The organism is Pseudokineococcus sp. 1T1Z-3, assembly GCF_037482365.1.
Taxonomy (GTDB): domain Bacteria; phylum Actinomycetota; class Actinomycetes; order Actinomycetales; family Quadrisphaeraceae; genus Pseudokineococcus.
This window is the reverse complement of the sequence record NZ_JBBHZF010000001.1, coordinates 93115-114307: the sequence shown is the minus strand read 5'-3', so window position 1 is coordinate 114307 and position 21193 is coordinate 93115. Positions and strand designations below refer to the sequence as shown.

Sequence of the window (21193 nt, the reverse complement as noted above, 5' to 3'; positions counted from 1 at the left end):
CAGCTCCTACCGACCCGACCACCGCCTGCTGGAGGAGTGCCCCGTGGACCTCGTGACCGTCTGGTTCGGCCTCGTCGTGCTGTGCTGGGTGCTGTTCTTCGTCCTCGAGGGCTTCGACTTCGGGGTCGGGGCGCTGGCGCCCCTGCTCGGGCGCGACGACCACGAGCGCTCGGCGGCCGTCCGCACGATCGGGCCCTTCTGGGACGGCAACGAGGTCTGGCTGGTCGCCGCGGTCGGCGTCACCTTCGCGGCCTTCCCCGACTGGTACGCCGCGCTGATGTCGGGGCTGTTCCTGCCCTTCGTCCTCGTGCTGCTGCTGCTGGCGGGGCGCGGCGTCGCGCTGGAGTTCCGCGGCAAGCACTCCAGCCCCTCGTGGCGCCGGCGCTGCGACCGGGCGCTGGCCGCCACCTCGCTCGGCGTCGTCGCCCTCTTCGGCGCGCTGCTCACCGTCTTCGCGCGCGGGCTCGCCCTCGGCGCGGACGGCGAGGTGACCTCCTCGCCCGGGCTCGGCGCGGGGCTGGCCCGCACCCTGGCACCGCTGGCCTCGTGGACGGCGCTGGTCGGGGCGGGCGCCGCCGTCCTCGCGGCGCTGCTGCTGGGCGCGACGTTCATCGGCCTGCGGACGACGGGGCCGCTGCGGGTCCGGGCGCGGCGGGTGGCCGTCGTCGTCGCTGCCGCGGGCGCGGTCGGGGCCGCCCTCGCGGCGCTGGCCGGGGCGCTCTCCGGCGCCGGTCCCGCCCTGCTCGCGGTCGGGGCCGCCGGCGTGCTCGCCGTCGTCGGCGTCCTCGCCGCCCGCCGGCACGAGGCCCTCGCCTTCGCGGGGGCCGGGGTCGTCGTGGCCGCGGCGGTCGTGGCCGCGCTGACCGCGGGCCTGGCCGACGGCGTCGTCCTGGCCAGCACGCTGGACCCGGCGCACTCCCTCAGCTTGGCGTCGGCGTCGGCGACGGGCTCGACGCTGCGCCTCATCAGCTGGGCCGGCGTCCTGGTGCTGCCGGGGGTGCTCGGCTACCAGGCCTTCTCCTACTGGGTGCTGCGGCAGCGGGTCGCCAGCGAGCGGGTGCCCACGTGAGTCCCGGCGCCCGTGCGGACGCACGTCCCCCTGCGGACGCCGCTGCCGCCGACCGCCCGCCGGCGCCGCGCGCGACGGCGCGGCCGAGGCCGCGCGGGCCCCTGGACCCGCGGCTGCTGCGGCGGGCGCCGGGCGCGCGCCCGTGGGTGGCGGGCGTCGTCCTGGCCTCCGGGCTGCAGGCCGCCCTCACGGTGGCCCTCGCCGGCGTCCTCGCCGGGCTGCTCACCTCCCTGGTCGCCCTCGCCGACCCGGGTCGGGCGGGGGAGCGGCCGTCGGTGCCGGCCGAGGGCTGGCTCGCCCTGCTCGCCGCCGCCCTGACGCTGCGGGCGCTGCTCGCGTGGGGCGAGCGCGTGCTGACCGCCCGCACGGGAGCGGTCGCCGTCGACGAGGTGCGCCGCGCCGTCCTCGCCGCGGCGCTGCACCGCGGCCCGGCGTGGGTCGCCCAGCACGGGCCGGGGCGGCTCGGCGCGCTCCTGACCGGTGGGGTCGACGCGCTGCGGCCGTGGTTCGACGGGTACCTGCCCGCGCTCGTCGTGGCCGCGGTGGTGCCGCCGCTCGTCGTCGTCGCGATGCTGCTGGTGGACCCGGGGTCCGCGCTCGTCGTCCTCCTCACGCTGCCGCTCGTGCCCCTCTTCGCCGCGCTCGTCGGGTGGGCGACGCAGGAGCGCGCGCGCCAGCGCTGGGCCGCGACGCAGCGCCTGGCCGGGCACTTCCTCGACGTCGTCCAGGGCCTGCCCACGCTGCGGCTCTTCGGGCGGGCGCAGCGGCAGGTCGACGTCGTCGCGGCGATGACGCGCCGCGAGGCCGCCGAGACCACCCGGGTGCTGCGGCTGGCGTTCCTGTCCTCGACGGCGCTGGACCTCGTGGGCACCCTCTCGGTCGGCCTCGTCGCCGTGGAGGCGGGGCTGCGGGTGGCCGCCGGCTCCCTCGACCTGCTGCCCGCGCTGCTCGTCATCCTCCTCGCGCCGGAGGCCTACCGGCCGCTGCGCGAGGTGGGCGCCCGCTACCACGCCGCCGCGGACGCCACCGCGGTCGTCGACGAGGTTGAGGAGGTCCTGGCCGGGGACACCGCCGCCCCGGCCGGCCCCGTGCCGACGACCGCCGGGGCGGCCGTCTCGGTCGCCGCCGCGGGCGTGCGGGTGCGGCACCCCGGGGCCGTCGTCGACGCCCTCGACCTCCCGCACCTCGCCGTGGGCGGCGGGGAGGTGGTCGCGCTGCGCGGCCCGTCCGGCGCCGGCAAGACGACGGCGCTGCGCGTGCTCGCCGGGGTGCAGCCGGTCACCGCCGGGACGGCGGCCGTGGCCGGTCCCGCGGAGCCGGTCGTCGTCCACGTGCCGCAGCGCCCGACCCTGCCGCACGCCCGCACCGTCGCGGACGCCCTGGCGCCGCTCACGAGCGAGGAGGAGCAGTGGGCCGCCCTCGCCGACGTCGGGCTGGCCGCCGAGGTGGCCGCCCTCCCGCAGGCCCTCGCCACGCCGCTCGGGGAGGGCGGCGCCGGCCTGTCCTCCGGGCAGCGCCAGCGCCTGGCCCTGGCCCGGGCGCTCGCCCTCGCCGCCCGCACGCGCGTCGTCCTGCTGCTCGACGAGCCGACCGCCCACCTCGACGCCGACGCCGAGCGGCTCGTCGTCGCCCGGCTGCGCGAGGCCGCCGACCGCGGCTGCGCCGTCGTCGTCGTCTCCCACCGCCGCGCGGTGCTCGCCGCCGCCGACCGCGCCGTCGACGTCGTCGCTCCGGCCGACCCCGCTGCGGCGCACCCTTCTCCGGGTGCGCCGGGGCCCTCGGGGCGCCAGGTCGCCGCCGCCGCCCAGGACGCCCCGGGCCGTCCGGGCGTCCGCGGCCGGGTGGGCGACGGCGGACGTGCCGGCCGGCTGTGGCGGCGGGCGTCGGCACGGCCGGGCACCGCGGTCGCGCTGGGTGCCTCGTCGTGGCTCGCCGGGCTCGTCCTCACCGGGGCGGCCGCGTGGCTGCTCGTGCGGGCGTCCGCGCTGCCGCCGGTGCTGACCCTCTCGACGGCCGTCGTGCTGGTCCGCGGCTCGGCGGTGGCCCGGCCGCTGCTGCGCTACCTGGAGCGGCTGGTCAGCCACGAGGTGGCCTTCGCCCGGCTCGGCGCCTGGCGCGCGCAGGTGTACGCCGCGCTCGTCCCCCGGGTCCCCGGGCCCGGGCCGCTGCGGCGCGGTGCGCTGCTCACGCGGGTCGTCGACGACGTCGACGCGCGGGTCGACGGGCTCCTGCGGGGGCGGCTGCCGGCGCTGGCCGCGCTCGTGCCGGCGCTCGTCGCCCTGGGCGTCGTCACGGCCTCGCTCCCGGCGGCCGGGGCGGCCGTCCTGCTCGGGGCGGTGGTCGCCGGCGTCCTGGCCCCCGCCGTCGCCGGTCGCGTCGCCGGCCACCGCGAGGCCGCCGTCGCGCTCGCGCGGGCGCGGGTCGTCGACGCCGTCACCGAGACCCTCGACGGCGCCGAGGAGCTCGCCGCCCGCGGCCTAGGGACGGCCCTGGTGCTGCCCGCGCGCCGCAGCTCCGCGCTGGCCGCGGCCGAGCTGCGCAGCGCTCGCTGGGCCGGCCTCGCGACGGCGCTGGGGCACGTCGGCGTGGGCGTGGGCGTCGTCGGCGTCGGCGTCGCCGCGGCGGCGGCGCTGCGGGCCGGCGCGCTCGGGCCCGAGGCCGCCGCCGTGCTCGTGCTCGTCGTGCTCGCGCTCACCGAGCCCGCCCAGCAGGTCGTCGACGCCGCCCTCGCCACCCGGCGCGCCCGGCAGGCCCGGGCCCGGCTCGACGCCCTCGCGGCGGCGGCGCCCGTCGTCGCCGAGCCGGCGGCGCCGCTGCCGCTGCCGTCCTCCTCCGCCCTCACGGTCTGCGGCCTCGTCGCCGGCTGGGACCCGGGCCGCCCCGCCGCGCTGAGCGGGCTGGACCTGGAGGTCCCCGAGGGCGGGCGGGTGGCGCTGCTCGGCCCCTCGGGCTCGGGCAAGTCCACGCTCGTCGCCGTCCTCACCCGCCTGCTCGACCCCCGCGCCGGGCAGGTGCGCCTCGGCGGGGTCGACGTCACGCGCCTCGCGGGCGACGACGTCCGCCGCCGGGTGGCCGTCGTCGGCGACCACGGCGACCACCTGCTCGCCTCGACCCTGCGGGAGAACCTGCGCCTGGCGCGGCCCGCCGCGACGGACGCCGAGCTCGTCGCCGTCCTCGGGCAGGTCCGGCTGGGGCCGTGGCTGTCCCGGCTCCCGGCCGGCCTCGACACCTGGCTCGGCGAGGGCCTCGTCTCGGGCGGCGAGCGGCGCCGGCTCGCCGCCGCGCGGGCGCTGCTCGTCGACCCGGCGCTGCTCGTGCTCGACGAGCCCACCGAGGGCCTCGACGAGGAGACGGCGCAGGCGCTCGTCGCCGACCTCATGGACGCCGCCTCGGGCCGGGGTGTCCTGCTGCTCACCCACCGCCCCGAGGGGCTGGACCGGGTCGACGTCGTCCACCGGGTGGGGCCGGACCTGCCGGGGGCCGACCGGCCGGGTCCGGACGGGCGGCCGGGCGCCGACGTGCTGGCCGGCGCGGCACCCCGGGGCTGAGTCCCGGGGTGCCCCGCCCAGCAGCCGACAGGCTGCTGCGCCGCCGTCAGCCGACGACCGACCCAGGGTTGAGCTGCCCGTCCGGGTCCACCGCGGCGAAGACCTCGCCGAGCATCTCCCGGCCGGCGGGGGAGATGTCCTGCGCCAGCCACGGGGCGTGCTCGACGCCGACGGCGTGGTGGTGGCTGAGGGTGCCGCCGGCGTCCACGAAGGCCTGCTGGACGGCGCTCTTGACCACCCCGTACTCCACGAGCGGGGTGTCGCTGGTCTGCCGGAAGGCGAAGGTGAAGTACAGGCACGCGCCGCCGTGGTAGCTGTGCGAGAGGTGGCACATGATCCAGCCCTTGACCCCGACGCGGGCGAAGGCCCGGTCGGCCTCCTCGCGCACGTGCCGGTACAGCGGCAGCAGCTGCGACCACCTCGCCGCCGTGTCCGAGACGTCCGCGAGCGCGCCGCGGTCGAGCAGGAAGTCGCGGATGTAGGGGGTGTCGAACTTCTTCTGGTCGTAGAGCTGGCCCGGTCCCTTGCCGACGACGACGCCGCCGTGGCGCTTGACGAGGTCCTTGACGACGGCCTGGTCGGCCTTCACCGACGCCGGGCCGCCCTCGAAGCCGACGAAGGACAGGCAGACCTCCTCCAGGTCCCAGCCCTTGCGCCGCAGCACCGCCATGAGGCCCTTGCTCACGAGCTTGGAGACGCCGCGGCTCTTCTTGCGGGTGGCGAAGGAGAACGCGGTCTCGCGCGCGTCGGAGACGCGGGTGAGCGTCGTCGCGGCGTCGCTCTCGGCGATGTCACGCATCGCGGCGACACCCGCGTCGAAGGTGGGGAAGAAGTAGCCGAGGATCTCCCGCTTCTCCGGCAGCCGGTGCACCTGCACCCACGCCTCGGTGATGACGCCGAGGCGTCCCTCGGAGCCGATGAGCATCTCGCGCACGCTCGGCCCCGTCGCCTGGCTGGGCACGGGCCGGGTGACGACGGTGCGTCCCGGCTGGACGACCCGCAGCGCCCGCGTGAGGTCGGAGATGTCGCCGTACTTGTCCGACTGCGCGCCCGAGGAGCGGGTCGCGATCCACCCGCCGAGGGTGGAGTGGGTGAAGGAGTCGGGCGTGTGGCCCATCGTGAAGCCGCGCGCGCCCAGCTGCTCCTCCAGGTCGGGCCCGAGGACGCCGCCCTGGACCCGCGCCAGGCGCGACTCCTCGTCGATCTCCAGCACCCGGTTCATCCGGCCGAGGTCGAGGGAGACGACGGGGCGCTCCTCCTGCGCCGGCGGGTGCAGGCTGCCGGAGATGCTGCTGCCGCCGCCGAAGGGCACGAGCACGGCGCCGGCCGCGACGACGGCGTCGAGCACCCCGCGCACGTCGTCCTCGTCGCCGGGGTAGACGACGACGTCGGGCGTGCGCGGCAGGTCCCCAGCGCGCAGCCGCAGCAGGTCGGTGAGGCTCTTGCCGTAGGTGTGGACGACACGCTCCATCGCGCTCGTCAGCACGTAGCGGGCCCCGACGACGCTCGCGAGGGCGTCCAGGAGCTCGCGCGGCGCGCGGCTGGCCGGCACCGGCAGGTCGGCGAAGTCGAGCACCGCCCCGCCGGGGGTGTCGAGGTCGACGTCGACCTGCTCCAGGACGAAGGGCCGCAGCCGCGGCTTGTCGCGGTGGTCGAAGCCGACGCCCTCGCGCCCCCAGCCCCACCACTTCATGTGGGCGACGCCGTGGTCGCCCTCGGCGTCGTCCTGGACCGCCTGGTCCGTGCGCGGCGAGCGGCCGGGCGCGTCGAGAGGGGTGTGCTGCGTCGCCGCGACGTCGTCGTCCATGGGGGTCATGATGCCCTCGCCGGCGGCTCGTCCTCCTCGCGGCCGCGCGGGGGAGCCTCGGCGGGCTCACGGCTGCCCGCCGCGGTGGCCTCGGTCGGGTGCGGGTGCTCCACCGGCTCGGTCTCGACGACGGGGACGACGCCCGGCCCGCCCTCGCCTACGCCGTCGGCCTCGTCCTCCCCGCGGACGAGGCGCTCGACGGCCAGGGCGATGCGCTGGGTGAAGGCCCGCGCGTTCTCCTCCGGGCCGGGCATGAGCGGCTCGCCGACGACGACGCGCACCCGTGGGCGCCCCGGCACCGGCCAGCTGCGCCCACGCGGCATCGCGTCGTAGGCGCCCACGAGGCCGATGGGCACGACGGGGACGCCGCGGGTGACGGCGAGGGCCGCGGCGCCGACCTTGAAGGGCGCCATCGTGCCGTCCTTGGAGCGGGTGCCCTCGGGGAAGAGCAGCAGCGAGGTGCCCTCGTCGAGCAGCTGCGCGGCGAGCCCACGGTTGCCGCGCGTGCCGCCGCGGTCGACGGGGAAGGCGTTGAAGACCAGGCCCGTGAGGGCTGCGCGCCAGCGCGCGTCGAAGAAGTAGTCCGCGGCCGCGGCGACGGCCAGGTCCTGGCTCACCCGCGGCGGCAGGGCCCCCAGGACGAGCGGCGCGTCGAGGTGGCTGGAGTGGTTGGCGACGACGACGTAGGGGCCCGGCAGGTCGCGGACGTGCTCGGCCCCCCGGACCTCGACCGAGACCTGGCTGCGCACGACCGGGCGCAGCACGAGGCGCTGGAGGAGGCGGCGGGCGCTGCCTGAGGCCCACGCCGACGTGCGCGACATGGCCGGCAGCCTAGGGGCGCGTGCGCCTGGCACCGCGGGCGCGCCCGTGCGGGCCCGGCCTCCCGGTGCGGCGCGGCGGCCCCCGCGGCGGCTGTCGTGGGGGCCCCTCACGCCAGGTGCTCCACGACCCAGTCGACGCACGCCGTCAGCGCCTGCACGTCGGCCGGCTCGACGGCGGGGAACATGCCGACGCGCAGCTGGTTGCGGCCCAGCGCCCGGTAGGGGTCGACGTCGACGATGCCGTTGGCGCGCAGGACGTCCCGGACCGCCGCGGCTTCGACGTCGCCCGAGAGGTCGATCGTCCCGACGACGGGGGAGCGGTGGGCGGGGTCGGCGACGAAGGGCTGCGCCCACGGCCGCTCCTGCGCCCAGGAGTACAGGTGCGTCGAGGACGCCTGCGTTCGCTCGGCCGCCCAGGCGAGCCCTCCCTGCGACAGCAGCCACTCGACCTGGTCGACGAGCAGCGCGAGCGTCAGCACAGCGGGGGTGTTGAGGGTCTGGTCCTGCCGGCTGCTCGCCAGCGCGAGCGGGAAGGACAGCGACGCTGGCACCCAGCGCCCGAGGCCTGCGACCTCCTCGGCGCGCGCGAGGGCCGCGGGCGAGCAGACGGCGAACCACAGCCCCCCGTCGGAGGCGAGCGCCTTCTGCGGGGCGAAGTAGTAGACGTCGGCCTGCGAGAGGTCCACCGGCACACCGCCCGCCGCCGACGTGGCGTCGACGACGACGAGCGCGTCGCTGGAGCCCGCGGGTCGCCGCACGGGCGCCACGACGCCCGTCGACGTCTCGTTGTGGGCGTACGCGACGACGTCGACGTCGACGCTCCCGGTCGGCACCGCGAGGGACCCGTAGGGCGCACGGACGACGTCGGGCTCGGCGAGGAACGGAGCCGCGGCCAGCGCCGCGGCCAGCTTGGCCGTGAACTCCCCGTAGACGCACGCCTGGGCGCGCTCGCGGACGAGGCCGACGGTCAGCACGTCCCAGAAGAGCGTCGACCCGCCGTTGCCGAGGACCACCTCGTACCCCTGCGGCGCCCCGAGCAGCTGGGCGAGACCGGCGCGCGCGCGGGCGACGAGGTCCTTCACCGGCGCCTGCCGGTGCGAGGTGCCGACGACGGTGCTCGCGATGCCCGCCAACGCCTCGACCTGCGCGGGCCGCACCTTGCTCGGGCCAGACCCGAAGCGCCCGTCCGCAGGCAGCAACGAGCTCGGCAGGCGCAGGTCGCCGGGACGGGTGGGGGCGGGGCTCACGACGGGCATCCTCCCGCACCGCGCGGGTGAGGCCCGTGGCGTCGGCCCCGGCGGGCTGACGTCACGGCGCCGCTGGAGCCACCACCGACTCCTGCTCGCGCTCGGCCGCCGAGGCCTCCAGCGCCGCGGCGACAGCCTCGAACTCGGCGAGGGCGGCGGTGAGGTCCTCGACGATCTCCCGGGCGATGACCTCGGGCGCGGGCAGGGAGTCGAGGTCCTCCAGGGAGGCGTCGCGCAGCCAGGTGATGTCGAGGTTCGCCTTGTCGCGGGCGACGAGCTCGTCGTAGCTGAAGGCGCGGAACCGCTCGTTCTCCCGCCGCTCGGTGCGCGGGCGTCCCGGGGCGTAGGAGGTGACGAAGTCCTCCAGGTGCTGGGCGCGCATCGGGTTCTGCTTCAGCGTGAAGTGCTGGTTGGTGCGCAGGTCGTAGACCCAGAGCTGCTCGGTCCACGGCTGGCCGGTGTCCCGGCCGGGGCGGCGGTCGAAGAACAGGACGTTGGCCTTGACGCCCTGGGCGTAGAAGATGCCGGTCGGCAGCCGCAGCATGGTGTGCAGGTCGAAGTCGCGCAGGAGCCTGCGCCGCAGCACCTCGCCGGCGCCGCCCTCGAAGAGCACGTTGTCGGGCAGGACGACGGCGGCGCGGCCGTGGATCTCCAGCAGCGACATGATGTGCTGGATGAAGTTGAGCTGCTTGTTGGACGTCGTCGCGACGAAGTCCTGCCGCTCGATCTCCCGGTCCTCGCGCACCCCCCGGCCGTCGGCGCCGACCATCGTCAACGAGGACTTGCGGCCGAACGGCGGGTTGGACAGGACGACGGTCGCCCGCTTCGACGGCGGGGCGAGGAGGGAGTCGCGGACGTCGATGGGACTGGCCCCGGCCGGGTCGCCGATGCCGTGCAGTAGCAGGTTCATCGCGGCCAGCCGGGCGGTGCCGTCGACGAGCTCGACACCGGAGACGAGGGTGTGCTGCAGGTGCACCCGCTCTGGCGGCGTGTAGTCGCGAGAGGCGTGGGCGACGTGCTCGTGGGCAGCGAGCAGGAAGCCGCCGGTACCGGCCGCCGGGTCGATGACTGTGTCCGCCACGGTGGGGTCGACGCAGTCGACGATGGCCTCGATGAGCGGGCGCGGGGTGAAGTACTGCCCCGCGCCGGACTTCACGTCCTCGGCACCCCGGGAGAGCAGCTGCTCGTAGGCGTCGCCCTTGATGTCGGTGCCTGTGCCCGACCACGCCTCCTTGTCGATGAAGTCGACGATGAGGCGGCGGAGCTTGGCCGGGTCCTGGATGCGGTTCTGCGCCTTGCGGAAGACGGTGCCGAGGACACCCTTCTCGTGCGCCAGCTCGCGCAGGACGTAGGAGTAGGTCTCCTCCAGCTCCTGCCCCTCGGCGTCCAGGAGCCGCTGCCAGGACAGCTCCTTCGGCACGATCCGTGGCCGAGGGGCGCTGTCGCGGCTGGCGAAGGGGCTCACGCGGTCGTCGCGCTCGGAGGCCATCTTGAGGAACAGCAGGTACGTCAGCTGCTCGGTGTACTCGATCGTGCCGACGCCGTCGTCGCGCAGGACGTTGCAGTAGGACCACAGCTTGTCGACGAGGCGGCGGGCGTCGGTCATGAGGTGGTCCTCGCGGTCGATCGGGCGTGGCGGGAGTGGAGGTACTCGTCGACGGCGTGGCGCGAGCTGCGCCACGTGCCGTCGACCTCCTGGTAGGCGTCGAGGCGTCCCCGTCGGGCCGCGTGCCGGAGAGCCGCGAGGGACACGTCGCTCGTCACAAGAGCCTGGAGGGGCACGAGGCGGGCCGGGCCCGCGACGCTGGGGATGATGAACCGGTGGAGGTTGTCCGTGATGGCGCGGGCGACGATCTCCCCGAGCGGGCCGTCGTCACCCTGGTCCGCCTTCGCCAGCGACGCCAGGTAGGTGGGGCGCTGCTGCTTGAGGACGATGGCGGGCGGGTAGCCGAGCCGCACGAGGAGCAGGTTGAGGGCGAGGCGACCCGTCCGTCCGTTCCCGTCGATGAAGGGATGCACCCGCTCGAAGGACGCGTGCACCCGAGCGACACGCTCCGGCCAGGGCACGTCGCCGCCGTCCGCGAGCGAGCAGGCGCTCGTGACCCAGGCCCTCACCTCGGCGTCCACCGTCGGCCATGCGGGCGGCGTCATCCCGCTGCCGAAGGGCTGGATGTCGTGCCGACGGAAGTCGCCGGGGCCCTCGTCGGCGCCGGCGTGCTCGTGCGGGGCGACCGTCCAGACAGGTCCCATCGCCAGGTGGTGGATGTGACGCAGCTCCATGATCGTCAGCAGGTCGTCCGGGCCCGCATGCGACGGCTCGAGCGCCTGCGCGTAGACCCATCGGGCCGCTTCCCCGTACCCCTGGACCTCGAGGTAGTCCTTGAGTGGCTTGCGGCCGACAGGTCGCTGCTGCTCGAGGAGCTGCTCGACCTCGCGTAGGACGAGGGTGTTGCCCTCCAGCGCGGTCGAGTGGTGTGCCTCGAGGTGCCATATGTCGTCCCAGACGGCGCGCGCCTCGGCAGCCGAGGGAAGGCCGCCGAGCCGCTCCCGCAGCTCAGTGATCGACCTGTCGAGTCTTGCGTAGACCGTCGCGCGCGTGGGACGTCCTCGCGCCACCGACACCTCCGGTGTCTAGTTGGTACAGGCCTCGCTCAGTCAATTGACCGTACCAGGACGGCATGACGGGCGTCGGTGACCACGACTTCGGGCGTCGGTGTCCAGGACTCGGGGCATGGTGTCCGCGGAGGGCGCCTGGGCCCGCGAGATGAAGTTGGTACAGGTCCGAGCGGGTCAATTGTTCATACCAAGACCTGGCCATGGATCCGCCTCGATCACGAGCTGGCCCCCTTGGGGAGACGCTCCACGCGCACCACCGGCACGGCGATCCAGCCCCCGCGCTGGGCGGCGAGCCGTCGCGGCCCGCCCGTCGGCTCGGCCGTGCGTCCGGGCGCGGCCGCGCGGGCGGTCAGCGCGGCGACCCACCGCGGCGAAGGCGTCGTCGCGCCGCCGGCGGAGCGCCTCGTGCTCGTCGAGCTGCAAGCACGGCGCGGCAGTCGCAAGCCCCGCCCTCATCGCGGTCAGGCCGATGCGGTCTGGCCGCACTGAGTGGCCTCAGCCCCGTCACCCTTTGTGACGGCCACACCGGTGGCGCGGTCGGCCGGACCACCGACTGGCTGCGTCCCCGCGGGTGATGGTGCGCACGAGGTCGAGCCCCCGCCTAGACGAACGAAACGTATGGTCTTACGTTTCCTGCGTTCCCCACTCGAGGAGGCAACCGATGGGCACCGTCGCCAGTGCGACCGCCGACCTGGACCAGCACACCTACCTGCCGGACCCGGTGGCTGCCCTCGCACCCGTCCATGACCTGATGGCCCAGCTCGAGTCGGGCCGTGAGCGGCCGCCCGCGCGGTACCTGCTCCTCTCCGAGTCCGAGGGGGGTGAGCAGGTCGAGCTGCCACCTGAGGTCTACCGGGTGCTGCGACAGGTCGTCGACGCCATGGCCCAGAACCTCGCCGTCACGGTGGTGCCCACGACGCAGACGCTGACGACCCAGCAGGCGGCGGACCTGCTGGGGGTGAGCAGGCCGACGCTCGTGCGCCTCTGCGATGACGGGAAGCTGCCCTTCGAGCGTCCTGGCGCCCACCGCCGCATCCGGCTGCGTGACCTGCTCGACTACCGGGAGCGGATGCGGGAGCGGCAGTACGCCGCGCTGGCGGAGACCTCCGGTGACCTCGACGACGAGGAGGACGTGGAGGTCGTGCTCGACCGGTTGCGCTCCGCACGGCGCGCGGCGGCGGGTCGACGCCGGGAGGCTCGGGCCGAGGCCTGACGTGCACCCCCTGACGGTGACCTCGCCAGGATGTCGGGGTGTACACCGCCGTGCTCGACACGTGTGTCCTCTGGCCGAGCCTGCAGCGCGACTTCCTGCTCTCGCTGGCCGCCGAGGGCTTGTACCGGCCTGTGTGGAGCAGTGCCGTCCTCGACGAGCTCTGGGAGACGGAGAACGCCAAGCACCTCGACCGAGGAGGAGGTAGTGCCGATGACGCGGGGCGTCGCGCCGACCATCTGATCGACCAGATGCGGACCGCCTTCGTGGACGCCGACGTCGACGGGTGGCAGCGCCTGGAAGGCGTCTTCGGCTTGCCGGACGCCGCCGACGAGCACCTCCTCGCCGTGGCCGTGGTCAGCGGTGCCGAAGCGGTCGTCACCGAGAACGTCCGCGACCTGCCGCCACGGCTTGTCCCCGAGCCGGTGCAGGTGCTGCGCGTGGGCGACTTCGCCTTCAACACCGTCGCGGTGAGTCCTCGACGTGCACGGGCGGCCGTCTCGCAGATCGCCAGCCGCTTCGGACGCCACGGGCCGCGTCGTACCGAGGCGGAGATCGGCGCGAGCCTGCGCCGCCTCTACGGCATGGGTGACGCCATGGACCTGCTCGGTCTGTGAGCCCGGCGGCCACGCCCGCGGGCTGCGCGGGGCAGGCGATCTCGTCGAGCCGACACGAGGGGTGGTCGATCCGGCCGCGGCCGCGCGCCTCGGGCCCACGCGGTCAGACGGTCCGCGCGTCGGTGACGGGCGGCGACGCGCGGCGAATCTCGTCCATGAGGTCGGGGAAGGGGTCCTGCAGCGGCCCCCGCCTGGACCGGACGGCGAGGAAGGGGTCCATCAGCTGCTGGGTGGCCCGGTAGTAGCGGCCACGGGTCTGCCCGCGGGGCTCCAGGAGCCCGACGTCGACGAGGCGGCCGAGGTCGCGCGTGGCGGTCCGGTCCTCGAGGTCTGCGCGTCGGGCATACGACGGCCGGCGGACGCGGACCCCGCGGACGGCGTCGAAGAGGAGGTCGGCGGTGCGCTCGGGCAGGGCGTGCTCGCCGACGAGCCGGTCGATCGTCGTCCAGGCCTCCTCTGCCTCCCGGAAGCGTCGGGTCTGCGTCTGGGCCTGCATGTGGTGGGCCCGCAGGCAGAACTTCACCCAGAGGTGGGCGTCGCGCTCAGGCCGCCACGCTCCCTGCCCCGTCGCCGCGAGCACGCGGTAGTAGTCCTCCGTGTTGCGGCCCAGCCACTCCTCGATGCTGGCGAAGCTCGGCTCCAGGACGGCGTCCTCGGCCAGCACGAGCGTCTGCAGCGCCCTCGCCATCCGACCGTTGCCGTCCCGGAAGGGGTGGATCATCACGAGGTCGAGGTGCGCCATGGCGCCACGCACGAGGGGGTCCGCGCCCCGGTTGGCCTCCAGCCCTTCGCCGAGCGCGTCGACGAGGGCGGGCACGTCGTCGCTGTCGGGTGCCTCGTAGACCGTCTCGCCGGTCGCCTCGTCCTGCACGTCGACGGCGCCCCGGCGGTACTGGCCGGGGCTCTTGCCCAGGTCGTGCTCGAGCAGCATGAAGTGCATCGAGCGCAGGGTCATCGTGTCGACGCGGAAGCCGGGCGTCGACGCGAGCTGGATCACGTACGTGAGCACACGGCGGTAGCCGACGACCTCCGCCCAGGTCCGCTGGTCGGCGCTCAGCGGTTCGTCGTCGTCGACCGCCGCGAGGGCGTCCTGCTCCGACACGACGTAGCCCTCGATGCTGTTCGAGCCGCGGATGGCCTGCGCCTGGGCCGAGCGCCGGAGTCCGCCCGTCCAGCGCCGCGGCACCCGCAGGACGCTGGCGAGCGCCGACCGCATGGCGTGGATCTCGCCGAGCACGCGGTCGTCGTCGAGGTCCGGGTCAGGGGTCCGGTAGAGGTGGGGCATGGCGCTATGCCCTCGTCATCGAGACACGAGCCCGGCTACCGGGTCGATGTCGAGAAGATAAAGACATAGCGACACGGTCGTCCATCCCATCCCCTCGTCCGCCCAGACCGCTCCTCGTCGCTCACCACATGCCCGCGCGGCGGCTGCGCACGAGCAGCCACACGAGGAAGGGCGCGCCCACCAGCGCGGTGACCAGGCCGGTCGGCAGCAGCACGGGCGCGGCCACGGTCCGCGCAGCGAGGTCGCTGAGCAGCAGCAGCACCGCCCCCGTCAGCGCGGTGACGGCCAGCGGCGGGCGGGGCGCGCGGCAGGCCATCCGGGCCAGGTGCGGCGCCACCAGCGCGACGAAGGCGATCGGTCCCGCGACCGCCGCGGCCACGGACGCGAGCGCGACGGCGGCCAGCACGACGCCGGCCGCCGAGCGGCGCACGTCCTGGCCGAGCGACGACGCCGTCGCGGCGCCCAGCTCCAGCGCCAGCAGGCGGGTCGCCACCAGCGGGAGCCACGGCGCCACCAGCGCGAGGGTCACGCCGGCCGTCAGCACCTCCGCCCAGCCGCGGCCGCCGAGAGAGCCTGCGAGCCACGCCGAGGCGCGCTCGGCGTCCTCGAGGTCGGCGGCCACCAGCATCCAGCTCGTGAGCCCACCCATGAGCGCGGCCACCGCGACCCCGACGAGCAGCGGCTGCAGACCGGCGGCCCCGGTGACCCGCAGGACCAGGGCCACGAGCACGGCGGCCGCGAGGCCGCCGGCGAGCGCGGCCACGGGCACGGCGAGACCGCCCAGCAGGTCCAGCCCGCCCAGGCCCCGGGCGGCCCCGCCGCCCAGGACGAGGACGGCCGTGGCCGCCGCCCCGGCCCCGCCCGTGACCCCGAGCAGGTCCGGGCTCGCCAGCCCGTTGCGCGTCGTCGTCTGCACGAGCGCCCCCGAGAGGGCGAGGAGCGCCCCGACGAGGACGGCGAGCAGCGTGCGCGGCAGCCGCAGGCCGAGCACGACGACGCGCTCGGCCGCCTCGCCCCCGCCGAGGAGGACGGCCAGGACCCGCCCGGCCGGCAGGCGCAGGTCCCCCGCGGCGACGCCGGCGACGACGAGCGCGACGCCGAGGACCACCAGCGCACCGGCGACGGCCACGTGGCGGGGGTGCCAGCGCGCCGAGAGCGGGCCCAGCCGCAGGCTGCGCCAGGACGGCGACGGCGCCCGCGTGGGCGCGCTGGGTGCGGCCGGCGCGCGCGTCATGGTGCTCACCGGGTGGTCCTGACCAGGCCTCGCCGCGCGCGGGCCAGGCGCAGGACCACCACCAGCAGGGCGGGCCCGCCGGCGACGCCGAGCACGACGCCGACCGGCAGCTCGCTCGGGGCGACGAGCAGGCGCCCGAGCACGTCGGCGGCCACGACGAGCGCGGCCCCGACGAGCGCGCACAGCGGCAGCGCGCTCGCGTGCCCGCGGGGGCGGCTCATGCGCACGAGGTGAGGGGCCACCAGCCCGACGAAGCCCAGCGAGCCGACCAGCGCCGTCGCACCGCCCGCCAGGGCGGTGACGGCGAGGAGACCGACCACGCGCGTCGGCAGCAGGCGCCGGCCGAGCGAGCGGGCGACGTCGTCGCCGAGCGCGAGCGCGTCGAGCGCCGGTGCCTGCGCGAGGGCGAGCAGCAGCCCCAGCGCCAGCACCGGGAGCACGTCGAGGACCACGCCCAGGTCGCGGCCGCCGGCGAGCGAGCCCACCGTCCAGAACCGGTAGCTGTCCAGGGTGCTGGCGTCCAGCAGCAGCACCAGCCCCGTCACCGCGCCGAGCGCCGCCGACACGGCCGTGCCCGCCAGGACGAGCGAGGCCGGCGAGGCGTCGCGGGCGCGGCCGGCGGCCAGCCCGACGGCGACGGTGGCGGCGGTGCCGAGGGCGGCGCCCAGCAGCGCGGCGCCCAGCTGGGCCCCCGCGGTGGCGAGGCCGAGCAGGGAGCCGCCGACGACCACGGCGGCGGCGGCACCCGCCGTGATGCCGAGCAGGCCGGGGTCGGCCAGCGGGTTGCGGGTGTGCCCCTGCACGACGGCGCCCGCGACGGCCAGCGCCGCGCCGCCGAGCAGGCCGACGACGGTGCGCGGCAGCCGCTGGTCGAGGACGATGGCGCGGCTCTCCGCGTCACCTCCGCCCGCCAGCGACGCCAGCACCGTGAAGGGGTCGAGGCCACGGGTGCCGACCATCAGGCTCGCCACGCCCGCGACGGCCACCGCGACCAGCGCGGCCACGAGGACCGTGCCGCGGGGCCGGGCCCGCGCCCGGTCCTGGGCGTCGGCGGCGGGGGCCAGCGGCGGGGGCACGGTCGAGGAGGGGACGCCCCGGACGTCCTGCGGCCTCACCGCACGGTGCTGAGCAGCTGCTCGAGCACGTCGAGGGACTGCATGGCCGTGAGGGCGGCGCCCTCGTGCGTCTGCTTGTCCGAGCGCACGACGTGGCCCTGCTGCACGGCCGGGAGCTGCTGGTACAGCGGGTCGGCCTGGACGCCGTCCCAGGTCCCGGGCTGGTTGACCAGCACGACCAGGGCGTCGGCGTCGCCGAAGGCCTGCAGCAGCTGCTCGGGGCCGAAGGACACGTCCTCGTCCTCCTCCAGGGCCTCGGCGAAAGCCTCTGAGGGGGTGACGCCGACGTCGAGCAGGACGGTGGTCAGCAGGCGGTCGACGCCGATCTCGGACCCCTCCTCGTTGATGCTGACGGGCGCGACGGTCGTCTCCGCGAGGACGTCGGCGTACTCCTCGGCGATGTCGGCGACCCGCTCCTCGTAGGCGTCGACGAGGAGCTCGGCCCGCTCCGGCGCCCCCGTGGCCGCGGCGACCAGCCGCAGGTCCTCCTGCCAGGTGGAGGACGTCTGGTCGCCGATGGGCAGGACGGTGGTGAAGGCCTCGAGCTGCGGCGTCACCGGCTCTGCGTCCTCGGCGCGACCGACGACGAGGTCCGGGGCGGCGGCGGCGATCGCCTCGACGTTCACCTCGTCGGCGAGGAAGAGCGGCTCGGCGCCCTCCTGCCGGACCGCGGCGAGCTCCTCGGCCAGCGGGGACGGGAGGTCGAGGGCGCCGTCCTCCTCGTAGGGGAAGCCGCGCAGCGGCAGGCCGAGGGACAGGACGACGTCGAGGTCCCGACGACCCTCCAGCACCACCACGGAGGTCGGGTCCGGGACGAGCACGCCGTCGGTCGTGCTCGTCGTGCTCGGGCTGCCTCCAGCGGTGGTGCCGACGCCTGTCGCGCACCCCGCCGTGAGGGCGAGGGGCAGCACCGCAGCGAGGGCGACGGCCACCGGGCGGCTGTGGGGTCGAGAGAGTGAGAGCGATTCGGTCACACAGGGGAGCCTAACCTCATCTGATAGCCGGTCCCGCCGTCCCGCTGCGGCCGTCGGCCACCCGGGCGCACGTCCGCAAGCGGACAGGGGATGTCCGGCGTCCTCCGTCAAGATCAGGGACGGCCGGCCGACACCGGGGGCATGGGGGGCGGGGGTGGTGCGACGTCGACGTGGGTGCAGGAACGCCTGCGCGCCCGGGGGCGGGCGAGCGGGATCTCCGTCCTCGCCGCCGCCGTCGTCATCTCGCCGACGTGGTCGTTGGTCGACAGGGTGCTGGAGGGGCAGGCGCTCGCGGACTCCTTCCTCCCGGTCCGCCTGCTCGCCCTGCTGCCGATGGCGGCAGCGCTTCTCCTGCTGTGGCGCACGCCCCTCGGTCGCCGCTGGCCCGGGGCGACCACCGCGGCGGGTCTCGGCGTCCTCCAGCTCGAGATCGGCTGGATGCTCCCGCAGGTCCAGACGCTCGGGGCCTACCTGCTCGGCGCCAGCCTGGTCTTCTACGCCGCGGGGAGCGTGCTCGCCACGAGGCCGCTGTGGACGGCGGGCCTGCTGCTCCCCACGGTCGTCGGGACGCTGTGGGGGTCCTCCGCCGGTGCGGGCCTCGGGGGAGCCGACCTCGTGCTCACGACCTTCTACCTCGGGACCGCCGGCGTCGTCGGGGTCGTCGGTCAGACGCTGCGCTACCGGTCCTCCCGGGCCGAGCTGACCTCGCGCCGCGAGCTGGAGCTCGAGCAGCTCGCCAGCCGCCGGCTGCTGCGGGAGCTGCGGCGCCTCAGCACCGAGGACCCGTTGACCGGGCTGCTGAACCGGCGGCAGTGGGACCACGAGCTGTCCGCCGCCTGCGCCCGGGCGGCCACCTCCGGCAGCGGCGTCGCCCTCGTGCTCCTGGACGTCGACCACTTCAAGTCCGTCAACGACCGGGCGGGGCACGCCGGTGGGGACGAGGTGCTCCGGCGGACCGCGGACCTGCTGCGCGCGGTGGCGGAGCCCGGCGACGTCGTCGCCCGCCTGGGCGGCGACGAGCTGGCCCTGCTGATGCCCGGCGGAGAGCGGGAGCGTGCCGAGACGGCCGCCGAGCAGGTGCGCCGGCAGGTCGAGGCGCTGCGGCTGCCCACCCACCCCGACCTGAGGGTGACCTGCTCCCTCGGCGTCGCGGTGGCGCACGGGACGACCGCCGCGCCGGTGGGCCTGGTGCTGGCCGCCGACGACCAGCTCTACCTCGCCAAGGTGCTGCGCAACGCCGTCGCGAGCGCCGGTGACGGCGACCCGCGCCCGCACGGGTCCTCCTGGCCCGCCCCGTCCGGCGACCTTGGTGGCCCTTCGCCGACCGGGTCGCCCCAGCCCCGCCCTACGGTGACGCCCATGTCGGGCACAGGTGGACGGACGGGCGACGGCACGGACGCCGGCGCACGGGAAGGGGCTGGCCCGACGCCCGGCCCGGGTGCGGCCGGGTCCGTCGTCGACCCCCGGGCGCGCATCACCTACACCGGTGCGGGCCTGGACGACGACGCGCCGCTGTGGCACGCCGACCCGCCGCTCGCCCCGCTGGAGCTGCTCGAGGCCTGGTACGCCGAGGTCGCGGCGGACGAGCGGGTGACCGAGCCCGGCGCCGTCGTCCTCGCCACCGTCGACGCCGACGGGGCGCCCGACGCGCGCACGGTGCTGCTGAAGGAGCTGGACGGGCGCGGCGCCGTCGTCTACACGAACCTCGGCTCGGCGAAGGGGCGGCAGCTGGACGCCGTCCCGCGGGCCGCGCTGGTGCTGCCGTGGCAGGAGGCGTCGCGCCAGGTGCGGCTGCGGGGGCACGTCGAGCGGACGACCCGGGCGCAGTCGCAGGCCTACTTCGCCTCCCGCCCGCGTGGCTCCCAGCTGGCGGCGTGGGCGTCGGCGCAGTCGCAGCCGGTGGCGGGCCGGGCGGAGCTGGAGCGTCGGGTCGCCGAGCTGGAGGAGCGCTTCGCGGGGCGCGAGGTGCCGCTGCCCGACGGGTGGGGCGGCGTCCGGGTGCTGCCGACGTCGGTCGAGCTGTGGGCCGGGCGTGCGTCCCGGCTGCACGACCGGGCGGTGTGGACCTCGCGCACCGGCGGCCCGGCGCGCCTGGACGACGCCGCGGCGTGGCGGCTGGAGCGGCTGCAGCCGTAGGGCGTCACCCGGACGGGCTCGGTGGTGGCGCTCCCCGGGCGTGGGACAGCCCCCGGGCTCGACGCCGAGACGTCGTCGCCGTGCTGGACGGGCACGGCACCCGGGGGCTGCGGTGGCTGCCGTGGTGTCGCCGGTCCGCCTCTCTCGCGCCAGGTCGTGCCCTGGCGGGCGGTCCGGACGAGCGCGACAGCGTCGTCCGATGTGCTCGGGCGGCTAGCGGGCAGCCACCTCACGCGTCCGTAGGTCACTCACGTGTCGGACCACCTCCTCTCTCGTGTCCGCGGACCGTACGTCCGCCGCCGCGAGGGCGCCAGGCATTTCGGCGAGGTCAGGGGCACGGCGAGGTGGGGCGCCCCCCGCGGCGGCGGCGCCTCGCGCGGCCGCGGCCCACCGCGCGCGTCGAGGTCGTGTCGGACCAGGGTGCTGGCAGGGGGTGGCGTCGTGGCCCTGCGGGAGGAGGACGCGGGACGTCGCTCCACTCTAGGATCGTTCCAGGAACGACCGGCCGGACGGCGACGGTGCCGACACCCGGTGCCGAGCCCCGAGCGGTCGTCGTCGCCAGGGCCCCCGGCGACGAGAGCGGCTCCCGGGCGCGGGACGAGACGGAGGAGGACGAGTCGCGTGAGCGACCTCATCGACACCACGGAGATGTACCTGCGCACGATCTTCGAGCTGGAGGAGGAGGGCATCGTCCCCCTCCGGGCGCGGATCGCCGAGCGGCTCTCCCAGAGCGGGCCGACCGTCTCGCAGACCGTGGCGCGCATGGAGCGCGACGGGCTCGTCGTCGTCAGCGGTGACCGCCACCTCGAGCTCACCGACCACGGCCGCACCCTCGCCACCCGCGTCATGCGCAAGCACCGCATCGCCGAGCGGCTGCTGACCGACGTCATCGGGCTCGACTGGGAGTACGTGCACGAGGAGGCGTGCCGCTGGGAGCACGTCATGAGCGACCGGGTCGAGAAGCGGCTCGTCGAGCTCCTCGAGCACCCCACCGAGTCGCCCTACGGCACCCCCATCCCCGGCCTCGGCGAGCTGGAGGGCGGCGCCCCCGACAGCGCGGGCGACGCCTCGACGTCCTTCCTCGACGGCGTCGTCACCCTCGTCGAGGCCAGCGAGGGCGGCCCCGGGCCCTTCGTCGTCCGCCGCCTCGGCGAGCCCGTGCAGTACGACCACGCCGTCATGGCCCAGCTCGCCGCCGCGGCCGTGCGCCCCGGCAGCGCCGTGACGCTGGAGCGGCGCCCGTCGCCCCGGCGGGGCAGCGAGGGCTCCGTCGTCGTGATCGCCGACGGCGCCGAGGTGGGGCTGGAGCTCGTCGACGGCGTCGCCTCGCACGTCTTCGTCGCGCCGTCCGCGACCGCCTGACCCCTGCGCCCGTCCGTGCTCCGACGCCACTGGATGGATGCGCAGAGTGAGTCGTGGTGACGGCCTGTACCCGAGGTGACGACGACACGCCGGGCCCGTTATCGCGATGTGACGCACTCGTGACCTCTGAGGTACGTTCCCGGCCGCTGCCC

The 21193-nt window shown here is 76.2% G+C and carries 15 protein-coding genes; 6 read left to right on the top strand and 9 right to left on the bottom strand.

What is annotated here, in order from left to right:
* The first annotated feature begins 43 nt into the window (after positions 1 to 43).
* Both cydB and cydD read left to right on the top strand, forming a co-directional pair.
* Positions 44 to 1069, top strand: coding sequence for a cytochrome d ubiquinol oxidase subunit II (gene cydB / locus WDV86_RS00460; RefSeq protein WP_339565622.1), 1026 nt, complete (start codon positions 44 to 46; stop codon positions 1067 to 1069).
* Complete coding sequence (gene cydD / locus WDV86_RS00455) at positions 1066 to 4617, top strand: thiol reductant ABC exporter subunit CydD (protein WP_339565621.1); 3552 nt, start codon at positions 1066 to 1068, stop codon at positions 4615 to 4617. The genes cydB and cydD overlap by 4 nt, the downstream gene beginning before the upstream one ends.
* A 46-nt stretch (positions 4618 to 4663) precedes the next feature.
* On the opposite strand, the gene WDV86_RS00450 is transcribed toward cydD, so the two are convergent.
* The 5 genes from WDV86_RS00450 to WDV86_RS00430 form a co-directional block, all read right to left on the bottom strand.
* Entirely contained in the window at positions 4664 to 6424 is a 1761-nt protein-coding gene (locus WDV86_RS00450; protein WP_339565620.1) for an FAD-binding oxidoreductase, read from the bottom strand.
* A gap of 5 nt (positions 6425 to 6429) precedes the next feature.
* Complete coding sequence (locus WDV86_RS00445) at positions 6430 to 7245, bottom strand: lysophospholipid acyltransferase family protein (RefSeq protein ID WP_339565619.1); 816 nt, start codon at positions 7243 to 7245, stop codon at positions 6430 to 6432.
* A gap of 107 nt (positions 7246 to 7352) precedes the next feature.
* The gene (gene serC / locus WDV86_RS00440) at positions 7353 to 8501 is read right to left on the bottom strand and encodes a phosphoserine transaminase (RefSeq protein ID WP_445262876.1); all 1149 of its coding nucleotides are present in this window, start codon (positions 8499 to 8501) and stop codon (positions 7353 to 7355) included.
* A gap of 52 nt (positions 8502 to 8553) precedes the next feature.
* Complete coding sequence (locus WDV86_RS00435; protein WP_339565617.1) at positions 8554 to 10098, bottom strand: type I restriction-modification system subunit M; 1545 nt, start codon at positions 10096 to 10098, stop codon at positions 8554 to 8556.
* Complete coding sequence (locus tag WDV86_RS00430; protein WP_339565616.1) at positions 10095 to 11108, bottom strand: Fic family protein; 1014 nt, start codon at positions 11106 to 11108, stop codon at positions 10095 to 10097. The genes WDV86_RS00435 and WDV86_RS00430 overlap by 4 nt, the downstream gene beginning before the upstream one ends.
* A 661-nt stretch (positions 11109 to 11769) precedes the next feature.
* Here WDV86_RS00430 and WDV86_RS00425 point away from each other — a divergent pair.
* Complete coding sequence (locus WDV86_RS00425) at positions 11770 to 12321, top strand: helix-turn-helix domain-containing protein (RefSeq protein WP_339565615.1); 552 nt, start codon at positions 11770 to 11772, stop codon at positions 12319 to 12321.
* A 38-nt stretch (positions 12322 to 12359) separates the two neighbouring features.
* Entirely contained in the window at positions 12360 to 12935 is a 576-nt protein-coding gene (locus WDV86_RS00420) for a PIN domain-containing protein (protein WP_339565614.1), read from the top strand.
* A 103-nt stretch (positions 12936 to 13038) separates the two neighbouring features.
* Here WDV86_RS00420 and WDV86_RS00415 read toward each other — a convergent pair whose 3' ends face one another.
* The 4 genes from WDV86_RS00415 to WDV86_RS00400 form a co-directional block, all read right to left on the bottom strand.
* Positions 13039 to 14220, bottom strand: coding sequence for a Fic family protein (locus WDV86_RS00415; RefSeq protein WP_339565613.1), 1182 nt, complete (start codon positions 14218 to 14220; stop codon positions 13039 to 13041).
* A 121-nt stretch (positions 14221 to 14341) separates the two neighbouring features.
* Positions 14342 to 15454, bottom strand: a complete 1113-nt coding sequence (locus WDV86_RS00410) for a FecCD family ABC transporter permease (protein ID WP_339565891.1) — start codon at positions 15452 to 15454, stop codon at positions 14342 to 14344.
* 5 nt (positions 15455 to 15459) lie between these two features.
* Positions 15460 to 16569: a FecCD family ABC transporter permease gene (locus WDV86_RS00405; RefSeq protein ID WP_339565612.1), complete on the bottom strand. Its 1110-nt coding sequence runs from the start codon at positions 16567 to 16569 to the stop codon at positions 15460 to 15462.
* Positions 16566 to 17501 carry an ABC transporter substrate-binding protein gene (locus tag WDV86_RS00400; protein ID WP_339565611.1) on the bottom strand — a complete coding sequence of 312 codons (936 nt, stop codon included), beginning with the start codon at positions 17499 to 17501 and terminating at the stop codon, positions 16566 to 16568. Before WDV86_RS00400 ends, WDV86_RS00405 begins: the two co-directional genes overlap by 4 nt.
* Before the next feature lie 183 nt (positions 17502 to 17684).
* Here WDV86_RS00400 and pdxH point away from each other — a divergent pair, with 183 nt between their 5' ends.
* Positions 17685 to 19679 carry a pyridoxamine 5'-phosphate oxidase gene (gene pdxH, locus WDV86_RS00395; RefSeq protein WP_339565610.1) on the top strand — a complete coding sequence of 665 codons (1995 nt, stop codon included), beginning with the start codon at positions 17685 to 17687 and terminating at the stop codon, positions 19677 to 19679.
* Between the two features lie 621 nt (positions 19680 to 20300).
* Positions 20301 to 21041, top strand: a complete 741-nt coding sequence (locus WDV86_RS00390) for a metal-dependent transcriptional regulator (protein ID WP_339565609.1) — start codon at positions 20301 to 20303, stop codon at positions 21039 to 21041.
* Positions 21042 to 21193 lie beyond the last annotated feature (152 nt).

Coding starts and splice junctions, on each gene's coding strand:
- serC (WP_445262876.1), bottom strand. CDS start 8,501: ATGCCCGTCGTGAGCCCCGCCCCCACCCGTCCCGGCGACCTGCGCCTG.
- WDV86_RS00450 (WP_339565620.1), bottom strand. CDS start 6,424: ATGGACGACGACGTCGCGGCGACGCAGCACACCCCTCTCGACGCGCCC.
- WDV86_RS00435 (WP_339565617.1), bottom strand. CDS start 10,098: ATGACCGACGCCCGCCGCCTCGTCGACAAGCTGTGGTCCTACTGCAAC.
- WDV86_RS00445 (WP_339565619.1), bottom strand. CDS start 7,245: ATGTCGCGCACGTCGGCGTGGGCCTCAGGCAGCGCCCGCCGCCTCCTC.
- WDV86_RS00415 (WP_339565613.1), bottom strand. CDS start 14,220: ATGCCCCACCTCTACCGGACCCCTGACCCGGACCTCGACGACGACCGC.
- WDV86_RS00425 (WP_339565615.1), top strand. CDS start 11,770: ATGGGCACCGTCGCCAGTGCGACCGCCGACCTGGACCAGCACACCTAC.
- pdxH (WP_339565610.1), top strand. CDS start 17,685: ATGGGGGGCGGGGGTGGTGCGACGTCGACGTGGGTGCAGGAACGCCTG.
- WDV86_RS00410 (WP_339565891.1), bottom strand. CDS start 15,454: ATGACGCGCGCGCCGGCCGCACCCAGCGCGCCCACGCGGGCGCCGTCG.